Consider the following 14,918-nt stretch of genomic DNA (forward strand, 5'->3'; position numbering starts at 1 on the left):
AAGGCACGGAAATGGTCATGCCTGGCGACAACGTCACTGTAGACGTCGAGCTGATCGTTCCGATCGCGATGGAAGAAAAGCTGCGCTTCGCTATCCGCGAAGGCGGCCGTACCGTCGGCGCCGGCATCGTCGCCTCGATCGTCGAGTAAGCTTCGGTTTATCCGGATCTAAGAAGGGGCTCCGATGGAAACAGCGGGGCCCCTTTCTGTATCTGTCATTTGAATTAGGTATCACTGTCTGGTGACAACGCAAAGCCGGGTAGTGGCCTTGCGCTTGAACGCAAAGCCTTTATCTATCCCTCCGATTTCATAAGGGAGGACATGATGAAAAAGCGCATTCTCTTCACAGGTGGTTCGGGCAAGGCGGGGCGCCATGCGGTGCCGTGGCTCGTCAACGCCGGCTACGAGGTTCACAACGTCGATCTGGTGCCGCTTGATAGCCCCGGCGTGACCAACCTGATTGCCGATATCACCGACAGCGGCCAGATCTTCAACGCGCTTTCGATGCACCGCGACTTTCCCGACCTCGATGCGGGCAGGGGCGTCCAACCCTTCGACGCCGTGGTGCATTTCGCGGCAATCCCGCGCATTCTCATCAAGCCCGACAACGAAACGTTCCGCATCAACACGATGGGCACCTACAATGTCATCGAGGCCGCGGTGAAGCTCGGCATCCGCAAGATCATCGTTGCCTCCAGCGAGACAACCTATGGGGTCTGCTTTGCGGAGGGCCATCGCGACTTCCATCAGTTTCCGCTGGAGGAAGACTATGACGTCAACCCGATGGATTCTTACGGTCTCTCCAAGGTCGTGAACGAGAAGACAGCGCGTGCCTTTGCCGAACGCTCGGGTTTCGACATCTACGCGCTGCGCATCGGCAATGTCATCGAGCCGCATGAGTACGAGAGGTTTCCGACCTATTTCGCCAACCCCGAAATGCGCAAGCGCATCGCCTGGAGCTATATCGACGCCCGCGACCTCGGGCAGATCTGCCACCTCTGCACCGAGAAGGACGGTTTGGGCTTCCAGGTCTTCAACGCCGCGAACGACACCGTCTCGGCCAACACGCCGTCGAAGGAACTCGCCAGGCGATTCTATCCGAATGTGCCGTTCACACGCGAAATCGGCGAATACGAGGGCCTGCTCTCCAACCGCAAGATCCGCGAAGTGCTTGGTTTCAAGGAAGAGCACGACTGGCGGAAATATGTGAAAGTCTGATCGCAGGCGTTTCCGCGACGCGGGATTGGAAAAATAGAAAAACGCACTTGCCAATCCTGCGCCGCCGCCTTAAAGGAGCGCCATGCTTGCAGTTGCGCTTCGCGGCCGGTCCGGTCAAGAAGCTGAATGTAAAGCGTAAAGGGGTATAGCTCAGTTGGTAGAGCGGCGGTCTCCAAAACCGCAGGTCGTGGGTTCGAGCCCCTCTGCCCCTGCCATCTTTCTTGAACGAGTTGCGCGGACATCTCGCAGCAGTTCGGCCGGAAAGGCGACGTATGGCTAAGTTCGTTAAACTTCGGTTTCCCTCTTGTGCAATTGGGAATCGATGTTTATGTAGGGTTCAACAGACACGCGGTGCGTGGGGCTGATATGTTCAGCTTTACGCGCCGTAATTGCGTGGGCAGTCGATGGCATCCAAAACTAATCCGTTTGCGTTTCTACAGCAGGTTCGCTCCGAGACGTTGAAAGTTACCTGGCCGTCGCGCCGCGAGACGATGATCTCCACGGTCATGGTGCTTGTAATGGTGGTCTTTGCCGCGCTGTTCTTTTTTGCCGCGGACCAGCTTATTGGCTGGGTTCTGAGCTTTGTGCTCAACGTTGGCAGCTGATCGGGTGGAGATATAACATGGCGGCACGTTGGTATATCGTCCACGCATATTCTAATTTTGAGAAGAAGGTCGCGGAAGACATCGAGAATAAGGCTCGTCAGAAGGGCCTCGAGCACCTGTTCGAAAAGATTCTCGTCCCGACCGAAAAGGTGGTTGAGGTTCGTCGCGGTCGCAAGGTCGACAGCGAGCGAAAGTTCTTCCCGGGCTATGTCATGGTTCGTGCGGATCTGACCGATGAGGCCTACCACCTGATCAAGAATACGCCGAAGGTCACTGGCTTCCTCGGCTCCGACAACAAGCCCGTTCCGATTCCGGATTCCGAAGCCGAGCGCATTCTCGGTCAAGTCCAGGAGGGTGTGGAGCGGCCGAAGGCATCTGTTACCTTCGAGATTGGCGAGCAGGTCCGCGTTTCCGACGGTCCGTTCGCTTCGTTCAATGGCACGGTCCAGGATGTGGACGAAGAGCGTTCGCGCCTGAAGGTGGAAGTGTCGATCTTCGGCCGCGCTACACCGGTCGAACTGGAATACGCTCAGGTCGAAAAGGTCTGATCGTCCGCGGCGCAAGCCGCGAACCGCGTGGAAGGTGAGGGGTCTTAGCCGGGCCCGGGATCCGAACCACGCAACCGCAGCCGCCGGAGTGATCCGGCATCTTGGTCGGGTAACCGGCCATCAATGAAAGGCAGAGAGATATGGCTAAGAAAGTTGCAGGCCAGCTCAAGCTTCAGGTCAAGGCAGGATCGGCAAACCCGTCCCCGCCAATCGGCCCGGCGCTTGGTCAGCGTGGCATTAACATCATGGAATTCTGCAAGGCGTTCAACGCCGCTACGCAGGAAATGGAAAAGGGTATGCCGATCCCGGTCGTCATTACCTATTACCAGGACAAGTCTTTCACCTTCGCGATGAAGCAGCCGCCCGTCAGCTACTTCCTCAAGAAGGAAGCGAAGATCCAGTCCGGTTCGAAGACGCCTGGCAAGGGCGCGACCGCAGGAAAGCTCACCAAGGCTCAGATCAAGTCGATCGCCGAAGCCAAGATGAAGGATCTCAACGCAGCGGATATCGAAGGTGCAATGGCGATGATCGAGGGCTCTGCCCGCGCCATGGGCCTGGAAGTGGTAGGATAAGACCATGGCTGGCAAGCGCACGAAGAAGATCAACGAAGGTGTTGATCCCACGAAGCTCTACGCTCTGACTCTCGCCATTGGCATGGTCAAGGAGCGCGCGGTCGCGAAGTTCGATGAAACCATCGAAGTCGCCATGAACCTCGGCGTTGATCCGCGTCACGCAGACCAGATGGTCCGCGGCGTTGTCAACCTGCCGAACGGCACGGGCCGCGACGTTCGCGTTGCTGTCTTTGCTCGCGGCGCCAAGGCTGACGAAGCCAAGGCTGCTGGCGCAGATGTCGTGGGTGCTGAAGAGCTCGTCGAAATCGTCCAGGGCGGCAAGATCGATTTCGATCGCTGCATCGCGACCCCGGACATGATGCCGCTCGTCGGCCGCCTCGGTAAGGTTCTCGGCCCGCGTGGTATGATGCCGAACCCGAAGGTTGGTACCGTTACGATGGACGTTGCCGGTGCTGTCAAGGCATCCAAGGGCGGCGCTGTCGAGTTCCGCGTCGAAAAGGCTGGTATCGTTCACGCTGGCGTTGGCAAGGCATCCTTCGATGCCAAGGCTCTGGAAGAAAACATCCGTGCCTTCGCTGACGCTGTCATCAAGGCGAAGCCGGCTGGCGCGAAGGGCAACTATGTCAAGCGCGTAGCGATCTCTTCGACTATGGGCCCGGGCGTCAAGATCGACCCGTCGTCTGTTACGGCCGCTTAAGTAAGTTTCGCTGGGCTTCGGCCCGGCTAAAGAATTCCGGCCTCGAAAGGGGCCGGAGTATTCCGGAGAAATCCGGAATCCTGTCCGAGATTGCAGGTGGTTTTCCCTTAATCACTTGGCCTGCATGAGACGGGTAAGACCCGAATTGCATGAAGTTCTGCTTCTAGGAATTTGGTTCGAGCCTTGGATGCCTTGTGCCTTCGGCCTTTCTTTGGCGCGAAGCGCGAGGGGACAGGATCCTCAAGCGTCGCTTGGGATCGCTTCTGATCCCAGGAGGCAAAAGGCAACCCGGTGGGGCCCGTCAAAAAGGTCCTGCCAACTGGAGATAGGCAGTGGAAAGAGCGGAAAAACGCGAATTCGTCACGGAACTGAACGAAGTCTTCAAGGCTTCGGGCTCGGTTGTCGTGGCCCACTATGCTGGTGCTACAGTCGCGCAGATGAACGACTTCCGTTCCAAGATGCGCGCAGCTGGCGGTACCGTCAAAGTCGCGAAGAACCGCCTGGCCAAAATCGCCCTTCAGGGTACGGAAGCGGAAGGGATCTCTGGTCTCTTCACCGGTCAGACGCTCATTGCTTACAGCAATGACCCGATCACCGCTCCGAAAGTCGTCGTGGATTTCGCCAAGACCAACGATAAGATCGTTGTTTTGGGCGGCGCCATGGGAACAACGACGCTCAACGCTGATGCAGTCAAGTCGCTTGCGACCCTGCCGTCGTTGGACGAACTGCGCGCGAAGCTGCTGGGCATGATCCAGACTCCGGCTACCCGCATCGCAGGCGTTGTTGCAGCACCGGCAAGCCAGCTTGCTCGCGTGTTTTCGGCTTACGCCAAGAAGGACGAAGCCGCATAAGGCGGTTTTTTGCTGTTTATAAACAACCGGTTCGAACCGAACAAAAGGAACTGATAACATGGCTGATCTCGCAAAGATCGTAGACGACCTCTCCTCGCTGACCGTTCTGGAAGCTGCAGAACTGTCCAAGCTTCTCGAAGAAAAGTGGGGCGTTTCCGCTGCTGCTCCGGTAGCTGTTGCTGCTGTTGCTGGCGGTGCAGGCGCTGCTGCTGCTGCTGAAGAAGAAAAGACCGAGTTCGACGTCATCCTCACGGATGCCGGCGCTAACAAGATCAACGTCATCAAGGAAGTTCGTGGCATCACCGGCCTCGGCCTCAAGGAAGCCAAGGACCTCGTCGAAGGCGCTCCGAAGGCTGTCAAGGAAGCCGTTTCCAAGGCTGAAGCTGCCGACATCAAGAAGAAGCTTGAAGACGCCGGCGCTAAGGTCGACGTTAAGTAATCTTGAACTACATCTGGGGGGTGGGATTTCCCGCCTCCCATTTGTCGTTTCGTTGAACGAATTACCCAAAAGCCGCGTGAAAACGGCTTTTGGGTAATGGGTTCTTCAAGAGGATGGTCTCGAACCGAGACGCGAAGGCAATCCGGCCTCGCATTTCGGGAAGTGAGACGAGATTGAACTACTCATGATTGACGGGGTCGACTGGCCATCGGTTCCCGTCCGTTGCAGGCCCGGATGCAATTTTGAAGGAGCGACGATGGCTCAGACCCTTTCGTTCAATGGTCGTAGGCGCGTACGCAAGTTTTTCGGTAAGATCCCCGAAGTCACAGAAATGCCGAACCTCATCGAGGTTCAAAAGGCATCGTATGATCAATTCCTGATGGTTGAAGAGCCCAAGGGCGGTCGCCCTGACGAAGGCCTTCAGGCTGTCTTCAAGTCCGTTTTCCCGATCACGGATTTCTCCGGCGCTTCCATGCTGGAATTCGTGTCTTATGAATTCGAACCGCCAAAGTTCGACGTCGATGAATGCCGTCAGCGCGACCTGACCTACGCCGCGCCGCTGAAGGTCACTCTCCGTCTGATCGTGTTCGATATCGACGAAGATACGGGTGCGAAGTCCATCAAGGACATCAAGGAGCAGTCGGTCTACATGGGCGACATGCCGCTCATGACCAACAACGGTACGTTCATCGTCAACGGCACCGAGCGCGTTATCGTGTCCCAGATGCACCGTTCGCCGGGCGTCTTCTTCGATCACGACAAGGGCAAGAGCCATTCTTCCGGCAAGCTGCTTTTCGCTGCCCGCGTGATCCCGTACCGCGGTTCCTGGCTCGACATCGAGTTCGACGCCAAGGACATCGTCTATGCCCGTATCGATCGTCGCCGCAAGATCCCCGTGACCTCGCTGCTTATGGCGCTCGGCATGGACGGCGAAGAGATCCTGTCGACCTTCTACACGAAGTCCGACTATCAGCGCGACGGCAAGGGCTGGCGTATTCCGTTTACGCCGGAGACCCTCAAGGGTGCCAAGGCAATCACCGAAATGGTTGACGCCGACACCGGTGAAGTCGTTGTCGAAGCCGGCAAAAAGCTGACTCCGCGTCTGCTCCGTCAGCTCGCTGACAAGGGCCTCAAGGCTCTGAAGGCGACCGACGAAGATCTGTACGGCAACTACCTCGCCGAGGACATCGTCAACTACTCGACAGGTGAAATCTACCTCGAGGCCGGCGACGAGATCGATGAGAAGACCCTTCCGATCATTCTCCAGAACGGTTTCGACGAGATCCCGGTTCTCGGCATCGACCATATCAACGTCGGCGCCTATATCCGCAACACGCTGACGGCGGACAAGAACGAGAACCGCCAGGACGCTCTGTTCGACATCTACCGCGTCATGCGTCCGGGTGAACCGCCGACAATGGACTCGGCTGAAGCCATGTTCAACTCGCTGTTCTTCGATGCGGAGCGCTACGACCTCTCCGCCGTTGGCCGCGTCAAGATGAACATGCGTCTCGACCTCGACGTCGAAGACACCGTCCGCATCCTGCGCAAGGACGACATCCTGGCCGTGGTCAAGATGTTGGTCGAACTGCGCGACGGCAAGGGCGAAATCGACGACATCGACAACCTAGGCAACCGTCGTGTTCGCTCTGTCGGCGAATTGATGGAAAACCAGTACCGTCTCGGCCTGCTCCGTATGGAGCGCGCGATCAAGGAACGTATGTCCTCGATCGAAATCGACACGGTCATGCCGCAGGACCTGATCAACGCGAAGCCGGCAGCTGCTGCCGTTCGCGAATTCTTCGGTTCCTCGCAGCTGTCGCAGTTCATGGACCAAGTGAACCCGCTTTCGGAAATCACCCACAAGCGTCGTCTATCGGCTCTTGGCCCGGGTGGTCTGACGCGCGAGCGCGCAGGCTTTGAAGTCCGCGACGTTCATCCGACCCACTACGGCCGCATTTGCCCGATCGAAACGCCCGAAGGCCCGAACATCGGTCTGATCAACTCGCTTGCGACCTTCGCCCGCGTCAATAAGTATGGCTTCATCGAAAGCCCGTACCGCCGCATCGTTGATGGCAAGGTGACGAACGACGTTCTTTACCTCTCCGCCATGGAAGAAGCGAAGTACTACGTTGCACAGGCAAACGCCGAGCTTGGCGCCGATGGTTCCTTCACCGACGAATTCGTCGTCTGCCGTCATGCTGGCGAAGTTATGCTCGCTCCGCGCGACAGCATGAACCTGATGGACGTTTCGCCGAAGCAGGTTGTTTCGGTCGCAGCGGCTCTCATCCCGTTCCTGGAAAACGACGACGCCAACCGCGCTCTCATGGGCTCGAACATGCAGCGTCAGGCCGTTCCGCTGCTGCGTGCTGAAGCTCCGTTCGTCGGCACCGGCATGGAGCCGGTCGTCGCTCGCGACTCCGGTGCTGCTATCGGCGCCCGTCGCGGCGGCGTGGTCGACCAGGTCGACGCGACGCGTATCGTTATCCGTGCGACGGAAGACCTCGAAGCTGGCAAGTCCGGTGTCGATATCTACCGCCTGCAGAAGTTCCAGCGTTCGAACCAGAACACCTGCGTCAACCAGCGTCCGCTGGTCACCGTGGGTGACGTTGTCAACCGCGGCGACATCCTCGCCGACGGTCCGTCGACGGACCTGGGCGACCTTGCTCTCGGCCGTAACGCGCTCGTCGCGTTCATGCCGTGGAACGGTTACAACTACGAAGACTCGATCCTAATGTCCGAGCGGATCGTTGCTGACGACGTGTTCACCTCCATCCACATCGAAGAATTCGAAGTGATGGCGCGTGACACCAAGCTTGGTCCGGAAGAAATCACGCGCGACATTCCGAACGTCTCGGAAGAAGCGCTGAAGAACCTGGACGAAGCCGGCATCGTCTATATCGGCGCCGAAGTTCAGCCCGGTGACATTCTCGTCGGCAAGATCACGCCGAAGGGTGAGAGCCCGATGACGCCGGAAGAAAAGCTTCTGCGCGCCATCTTCGGTGAAAAGGCTTCCGACGTTCGCGATACGTCCATGCGTATGCCGCCCGGCACCTACGGGACGATCGTCGAAGTGCGCGTCTTCAACCGCCACGGCGTCGAAAAGGACGAGCGCGCGATGGCGATCGAGCGCGAAGAGATCGAGCGTCTTGCAAAGGACCGCGACGACGAGCAGGCGATCCTCGATCGTAACGTCTACGGCCGTCTGGTCGACATGCTGCGCGGCCAGGTCGCAATCGCCGGCCCGAAGGGCTTCAAAAAGGGCACCGAGCTTTCGAACGCCGTCGTCTCGGAATATCCTCGCTCGCAGTGGTGGATGTTCGCTGTCGAGGACGAGAAGGTCCAGGGCGAACTCGAAGCTCTCCGCGGCCAGTACGACGAATCCAAGTCGCGCCTCGAACAGCGCTTCATGGACAAGGTCGAGAAGGTTCAGCGCGGCGACGAAATGCCTCCCGGCGTCATGAAGATGGTCAAGGTCTTCGTTGCTGTTAAGCGCAAGATCCAGCCGGGCGACAAGATGGCCGGCCGTCACGGCAACAAGGGCGTCGTCTCGCGCATTGTGCCTGTCGAGGACATGCCGTTCCTCGAAGACGGTACGCATGTCGACATCTGCTTGAACCCGCTGGGTGTGCCTTCGCGCATGAACGTCGGGCAGATCCTCGAAACCCACCTTGCCTGGGCTTGCGCCGGCATGGGTAAGAAGATCGGCGAACTGCTAGACGAATACCGCAAGACGATGGACATCACCGACCTGAAGACGGAACTGACGGAAGTCTACGCGTCGCAGGCCAAGGACGAAGTCGCCAACTTTGACGATGCATCGCTCGTCAAGCTGGCTGAACAGTCCCGCAGGGGCGTCTCCATCGCAACGCCGGTCTTCGACGGTGCGCATGAGCCTGACGTTGCCTCGATGCTGAAGAAGGCAGGTCTGCACGAGTCCGGTCAGTCGGTTCTGTACGACGGCCGTACCGGCGAGCCCTTCGACCGCAAGGTCACCGTCGGCTACATGTACATGATCAAGCTGAACCACCTGGTCGACGACAAGATCCACGCTCGTTCGATCGGTCCTTACTCGCTCGTTACCCAGCAGCCGCTGGGCGGCAAGGCGCAGTTCGGCGGTCAGCGCTTCGGCGAAATGGAAGTCTGGGCTCTGGAAGCATACGGTGCAGCCTACACGCTGCAGGAAATGCTCACGGTCAAGTCGGACGACGTTGCCGGCCGTACCAAGGTCTACGAAGCCATCGTCCGTGGCGACGATACGTTCGAAGCCGGTATTCCGGAAAGCTTCAACGTTCTCGTCAAGGAAATGCGCTCGCTTGGTCTCTCCGTCGAACTCGAGAATTCGAAGGTCGAGGAGCAGCAGGCCAGCCAGTTGCCGGACGCTGCCGAGTAACCACCGATAGGGTGTGCGCTGTAACGCAGCGCACACCGTTCCCGCTCTGGCCCCTTACGTGTCGGCCGGGCAGGGACGATTTCGCCGCATTCTGCGGTTATTGTCGTTTTGAGCGTTGGCGCGGCTCCCGGGATTTGCCGCCGTCCATGCAAGATAAGGGCGCATCCGCCCATGAAGGAGACAGGCATGAACCAAGAGGTCATGAATCTTTTCAATCCGCAGGTGCCTGCACAGAACTTCGATTCCATCCGGATTTCGATTGCTTCTCCGGAGAAGATTCTTTCCTGGTCYTACGGYGAGRTCAAGAAGCCSGAAACCATCAACTACCGCACSYTCAAGCCGGAACGCGACGGTCTCTTCTGCGCGCGCATCTTCGGACCGATCAAGGACTACGAGTGCCTTTGCGGTAAGTACAAGCGCATGAAGTACAAGGGCATCATCTGCGAAAAGTGCGGCGTTGAAGTCACGCTGTCGCGCGTTCGCCGTGAGCGCATGGGCCATATCGAGCTCGCCGCTCCCGTTGCCCACATCTGGTTCCTGAAGTCGCTGCCGAGCCGCATTTCTACGCTGCTCGACATGACGCTGAAGGATGTCGAGCGCGTTCTCTACTTCGAACACTACATCGTCACCGAGCCGGGCCTGACCGCGCTCAAGGAGCACCAGCTCCTGACGGAAGAAGAGTACATGCTCGCCGTTGACGAATACGGCGAAGACCAGTTCACGGCCATGATCGGTGCTGAAGCCATCTACGAGATGCTGGCATCGATGAACCTTGAGAAGATCGCTGGCGATCTGCGCTCCGAGCTTGCCGACACCACGTCGGACCTCAAGCAGAAGAAGCTGATGAAGCGCTTGAAGATCGTCGAGAACTTCATGGAATCCGGCAACCGCCCGGAATGGATGATCATGAAGGTCGTTCCGGTGATCCCGCCGGATCTGCGTCCGCTCGTTCCGCTCGACGGCGGCCGTTTCGCGACGTCGGACCTGAACGATCTGTACCGCCGCGTCATCAACCGTAACAACCGTCTGAAGCGCCTGATCGAACTGCGCGCTCCGGGCATCATCATCCGCAACGAAAAGCGCATGCTGCAGGAATCTGTGGACGCGCTGTTCGACAACGGCCGCCGTGGCCGCGTCATCACCGGCGCCAATAAGCGTCCGCTGAAGTCGCTGTCCGACATGCTCAAGGGCAAGCAGGGCCGCTTCCGCCAGAACCTGCTCGGCAAGCGCGTCGACTATTCCGGCCGCTCGGTCATCGTGACCGGTCCGGAACTGAAGCTGCACCAGTGCGGTCTTCCGAAGAAGATGGCGCTCGAGCTGTTCAAGCCGTTCATCTATGCCCGCCTCGACGCCAAGGGTTACTCCTCGACCGTCAAGCAGGCCAAGAAGCTGGTTGAAAAGGAAAAGCCTGAGGTTTGGGATATCCTCGACGAGGTCATCCGCGAGCATCCGGTTCTCCTGAACCGCGCACCGACGCTGCACCGCCTGGGAATCCAGGCCTTCGAACCCACGCTGGTCGAAGGCAAGGCCATCCAGCTGCACCCGCTCGTCTGCACGGCATTCAACGCCGACTTCGACGGTGACCAGATGGCTGTTCACGTGCCGCTGTCGCTTGAAGCCCAGCTCGAAGCCCGCGTTCTGATGATGTCGACGAACAACATCCTGCACCCTGCAAACGGTGCACCGATCATCGTTCCGTCGCAGGACATGGTTCTCGGCCTGTACTACCTCTCGATCATGAACCAGAACGAGCCGGGCGAAGGCATGGCCTTCTCCGACCTCGGCGAGCTGCATCACGCGCTCGAAAACAAGGTCGTGACGCTGCACACCAAGATCCGCGGCCGCTTCAAGTCGGTCGACGAGGACGGCAAGCCGTACTCGAAGATCTATGAAACGACTCCGGGCCGCTTGCTCATCGGCGAACTCCTGCCGAAGAACGGCAAGGTGACCTTCGACGTCTGCAACCAGGAAATGACCAAGAAGAACATCTCCAAGATGATCGACGCGGTCTACCGCCATTGCGGCCAGAAGGACACGGTCATTTTCTGCGACCGCATCATGCAGCTCGGCTTCACCCATGCCTGCCGCGCCGGCATTTCGTTCGGCAAGGATGACATGGTCATTCCGGAAACCAAGGCGAAGATCGTTGCCGACACCGAAAACCTGGTGAAGGAATACGAGCAGCAGTACAATGACGGTCTGATCACGCAGGGCGAAAAGTACAACAAGGTTGTCGACGCCTGGGGCAAGGCCACCGAAAAGGTTGCCGAAGACATGATGGCCCGCATTAAGGCCGTCGAATTCGATCCGAACACCGGTCGTCAGAAGCCAATGAACGCCATCTATATGATGTCCCACTCGGGCGCTCGTGGTTCTCCGAACCAGATGCGTCAGCTGGGCGGCATGCGCGGCCTCATGGCCAAGCCGTCGGGCGAAATCATCGAAACGCCGATCACGTCGAACTTCAAGGAAGGCCTGACCGTCAACGAGTACTTCAACTCGACGCACGGCGCCCGTAAGGGTCTGGCAGACACCGCCTTGAAGACCGCGAACTCCGGTTACCTGACCCGTCGTCTCGTCGACGTCGCCCAGGATTGCATCGTCAACTCGGTCGATTGCGGCACCGACAAGGGCCTGACCATGACCGCCATCGTTGATGCCGGTCAGGTCGTTGCGTCGCTCGGTGCTCGTATCCTCGGCCGTACCGCCCTTGATGATATCGATCATCCGGTCACTGGCGAGCGTATCGTCGATGCCGGCAAGATGATCCTCGAGCCCGATGTCATCGAGATCGAGAAGGCTGGTATCCAGTCGATCCGTATCCGTTCGGCACTGACCTGCGAAATCCAGACGGGCGTCTGCTCGGTCTGCTACGGTCGTGACCTTGCACGCGGTACCCCGGTCAACATGGGTGAAGCAGTCGGTGTTATCGCTGCTCAGTCGATCGGCGAGCCGGGCACGCAGCTCACCATGCGTACGTTCCACCTTGGTGGCACGGCAACCGTGGTTGACCAGTCGTTCCTGGAAGCCTCGTACGAAGGTACGGTTCAGATCAAGAACCGCAACCTGCTGCGCAACTCGGATGGCAACCTCGTTGCCATGGGCCGTAATATGACCGTCCAGATCCTGGACGAGCGTGGTGTCGAGCGCTCCTCGCAGCGCGTCGCCTATGGTTCGAAGCTGCATGTCGACGATGGCGACAAGGTCAAGCGCGGTCAGCGTCTGGCAGAGTGGGACCCCTACACCCGTCCGATGATGACGGAAGTGGCCGGTACCGTTCAGTTCGAAGACGTCGTCGACGGTCTCTCGGTTCTCGAAGCGACCGACGAATCCACTGGCATCACAAAACGTCAGGTTATCGACTGGCGTTCGACCCCGCGTGGTTCGGACCTCAAGCCGGCAATCGTCATCAAGGATGCCAGCGGCAATGTCATGAAGCTGTCCCGTGGTGGTGACGCCCGCTTCCTGCTCTCGGTCGACGCGATCCTGTCGGTCGAGCCGGGTCAGAAGGTGTCTCAGGGTGACGTGCTTGCACGTTCGCCGCTCGAAAGCGCCAAGACCAAGGACATCACCGGCGGTCTGCCGCGCGTTGCCGAACTGTTCGAAGCTCGTCGTCCAAAGGACCACGCCATCATCGCTGAGATCGATGGTACGATCCGCCTCGGCCGCGACTACAAGAATAAGCGTCGCGTCATCATCGAGCCGGCGGAAGACGGTGTCGAGCCTGTCGAATACCTGATCCCGAAGGGCAAGCCCTTCCACCTTCAGGAAGGCGACTACATCGAGAAGGGTGACTACATCCTCGACGGTAACCCCGCTCCGCACGACATCCTGGCGATCAAGGGCGTCGAAGCACTCGCTTCGTACCTGGTCAACGAAATCCAGGAAGTCTATCGCTTGCAGGGCGTTGTCATCAACGACAAGCACATCGAAGTGATTGTCCGTCAGATGCTGCAGAAGGTGGAAATCACCGATGCAGGCGACTCGACTTACATCGTCGGCGACAACGTCGACCGTATCGAGCTCGAAGACGTCAACGATGCGCTGATCGAACAGGGCAAGAAGCCTGCTTATGGCGATCCGGTTCTGCTGGGTATCACCAAGGCGTCGCTGCAGACCCCGTCGTTCATCTCCGCCGCGTCCTTCCAGGAAACGACGAAGGTGCTGACGGAAGCTGCAATCGCCGGCAAGACCGACGGTCTGCAGGGTCTGAAGGAAAACGTCATCGTCGGTCGTCTGATCCCCGCCGGTACCGGTGGCACGATGACCCAGATCCGTCGCATCGCGACCTCGCGCGACGAGTTGATCCTCGAGGAACGCCGCAAGGGCACGGGCGCCGATGTCGCCACGCCGATGCTGCAGGATCTCGCAGGCGAGAGCGCACCGGCTGCCGAATAATCGGCAGCTTGGTCTCAAGAATTGAGAAGCCGCCCGGAGCGATCCGGGCGGCTTTTTGTTGTGCGCCCAGCATGGGCGCATTCTTGTGGGTGGAAGTCCCACGGTAAGCTGGTCACATCGAGCGAAGTGAAGCGCAACTGCGGCAGGGTGACCAACCGTGGGGAGGAAGCGTGGATCGAACCTGCGGGCCGATGGACAAGAACCGGATATGAGGCGATGCCGACCAGGGCGAGCGGGCAACAAACCGCGAAGCTCTTGTGACCAATGGGCGGTGGCGTAAATCCGGAAGCCCGCCGGAGCTCCGGTCGCGACGAAGCCGAGCCCCCGCCGAGGATTGGGAACGACAAAGGCGCGGGGCTGCTTGAGGTGGCCCTGCGGCGAGAGAACCTTCTGCGGGCGTGGAAGCAGGTGCGGGCCAACAAAGGCGCGGCGGGCGCGGACGGTCTGGACATTGACCAGACGGCCGCAATGCTACGCATCTCTTGGCCTGCCATCCGCGACAGCCTGCGGGAGGGGACGTACCGGCCACAGCCGGTGCGTCGGGTGATGATCCCGAAGCCAGGGGGCGGCGAGCGCGAGCTTGGCATCCCCACGGTGCTGGACCGTCTGATCCAACAGGCGCTCCTGCAAGTCCTCCAGCCTATTCTTGATCCGACTTTTAGTCAGCACAGCTACGGCTTCCGTCCCACGATGCCGTCCTGGCGGCGCAATCGTTCGTGCAGTCCGGACGGCGGGTTGTCGTGGACGTTGACCTGGAGAAATTCTTCGACCGGGTTGACCATGACATCCTGATCGACCGTCTGCGCAAGAAAATCCCCGATCCCGGCGTGATCCGCTTGGTACGGGCCTATCTGAACGCCGACATTGTTGATGGGGGTGTGGTCCTCAAGCGGACCCGAGGCACGCCGCAGGGTGGGCCGCTGTCGCCACTTCTGGCCAATGTGTTGCTGGATGAGGTGGACAAGGAACTTGAACAGCGGGGCCATGCCTTCTGCCGCTATGCCGACGACTGTAACGTCTACGTGCGATCACAGCGGGCGGGCGAGCGGGTGATGGCTCTGCTGCGGCGTCTCTATGGCCGACTTCGCCTTAAGGTGAASGAGACCAAGAGCGCCGTTGCCACCGTCTTCGGCCGCAAATTCCTCGGCTATGCTTTCTTCAAAGCACCAGGGCGGGTGGTCAAGAGACGGGTTGCCGA

Annotated in this window: 11 protein-coding genes and 1 tRNA gene; all 12 read left to right on the top strand. The window is 59.2% G+C overall.

Annotated elements, in window-relative coordinates; genetic code table 11:
- A partial coding sequence (locus tag AC1DE4_RS30945; protein ID WP_477816249.1) for an EF-Tu C-terminal domain-related protein occupies window positions 1–149 on the top strand: 149 nt, incomplete at its 5' end.
- Between the two features lie 174 nt (window positions 150–323).
- Window positions 324–1,217, top strand: coding sequence for an NAD-dependent epimerase/dehydratase family protein (locus AC1DE4_RS30950; protein WP_018860298.1), 894 nt, complete (start codon window positions 324–326; stop codon window positions 1,215–1,217).
- A gap of 139 nt (window positions 1,218–1,356) precedes the next feature.
- Window positions 1,357–1,432 (top strand) — tRNA-Trp (locus AC1DE4_RS30955).
- Between the two features lie 189 nt (window positions 1,433–1,621).
- Complete coding sequence (gene secE, locus AC1DE4_RS30960) at window positions 1,622–1,822, top strand: preprotein translocase subunit SecE (protein WP_477884671.1); 201 nt, start codon at window positions 1,622–1,624, stop codon at window positions 1,820–1,822.
- 17 nt (window positions 1,823–1,839) lie between these two features.
- On the top strand, window positions 1,840–2,370 hold the full coding sequence (nusG, locus tag AC1DE4_RS30965) for a transcription termination/antitermination protein NusG (RefSeq protein ID WP_018860300.1): 531 nt from the start codon (window positions 1,840–1,842) through the stop codon (window positions 2,368–2,370).
- A 140-nt stretch (window positions 2,371–2,510) separates the two neighbouring features.
- Window positions 2,511–2,942, top strand: coding sequence for a 50S ribosomal protein L11 (rplK, locus tag AC1DE4_RS30970; RefSeq protein ID WP_007531592.1), 432 nt, complete (start codon window positions 2,511–2,513; stop codon window positions 2,940–2,942).
- Between the two features lie 4 nt (window positions 2,943–2,946).
- Complete coding sequence (rplA, locus tag AC1DE4_RS30975; protein ID WP_018860301.1) at window positions 2,947–3,639, top strand: 50S ribosomal protein L1; 693 nt, start codon at window positions 2,947–2,949, stop codon at window positions 3,637–3,639.
- A 332-nt stretch (window positions 3,640–3,971) separates the two neighbouring features.
- Window positions 3,972–4,490, top strand: a complete 519-nt coding sequence (rplJ, locus tag AC1DE4_RS30980; protein WP_016553543.1) for a 50S ribosomal protein L10 — start codon at window positions 3,972–3,974, stop codon at window positions 4,488–4,490.
- Window positions 4,491–4,548: 58 nt separating this feature from the next.
- Complete coding sequence (rplL, locus tag AC1DE4_RS30985; protein ID WP_018860302.1) at window positions 4,549–4,929, top strand: 50S ribosomal protein L7/L12; 381 nt, start codon at window positions 4,549–4,551, stop codon at window positions 4,927–4,929.
- 256 nt (window positions 4,930–5,185) lie between these two features.
- The gene (rpoB, locus tag AC1DE4_RS30990) at window positions 5,186–9,322 is read left to right on the top strand and encodes a DNA-directed RNA polymerase subunit beta (RefSeq protein WP_018860303.1); all 4,137 of its coding nucleotides are present in this window, start codon (window positions 5,186–5,188) and stop codon (window positions 9,320–9,322) included.
- A gap of 186 nt (window positions 9,323–9,508) precedes the next feature.
- Window positions 9,509–13,720: a DNA-directed RNA polymerase subunit beta' gene (gene rpoC / locus AC1DE4_RS30995; protein WP_477884672.1), complete on the top strand. Its 4,212-nt coding sequence runs from the start codon at window positions 9,509–9,511 to the stop codon at window positions 13,718–13,720.
- A 740-nt stretch (window positions 13,721–14,460) separates the two neighbouring features.
- Window positions 14,461–14,918, top strand: a 458-nt coding sequence (locus tag AC1DE4_RS31000) for a reverse transcriptase domain-containing protein (RefSeq protein WP_477884673.1), incomplete at its 3' end; no start/stop codon positions are given.

The organism is Rhizobium sp. 10N414, assembly GCF_056394785.1.

What these genes read in the sequence shown, in the direction of transcription:
- rplA (WP_018860301.1), top strand. Translation starts at nt 2,947, where the DNA reads ATGGCTGGCAAGCGCACGAAGAAGATCAACGAAGGTGTTGATCCCACG.
- rpoB (WP_018860303.1), top strand. Translation starts at nt 5,186, where the DNA reads ATGGCTCAGACCCTTTCGTTCAATGGTCGTAGGCGCGTACGCAAGTTT.
- secE (WP_477884671.1), top strand. Translation starts at nt 1,622, where the DNA reads ATGGCATCCAAAACTAATCCGTTTGCGTTTCTACAGCAGGTTCGCTCC.
- AC1DE4_RS30950 (WP_018860298.1), top strand. Translation starts at nt 324, where the DNA reads ATGAAAAAGCGCATTCTCTTCACAGGTGGTTCGGGCAAGGCGGGGCGC.
- nusG (WP_018860300.1), top strand. Translation starts at nt 1,840, where the DNA reads ATGGCGGCACGTTGGTATATCGTCCACGCATATTCTAATTTTGAGAAG.
- rplL (WP_018860302.1), top strand. Translation starts at nt 4,549, where the DNA reads ATGGCTGATCTCGCAAAGATCGTAGACGACCTCTCCTCGCTGACCGTT.
- rplK (WP_007531592.1), top strand. Translation starts at nt 2,511, where the DNA reads ATGGCTAAGAAAGTTGCAGGCCAGCTCAAGCTTCAGGTCAAGGCAGGA.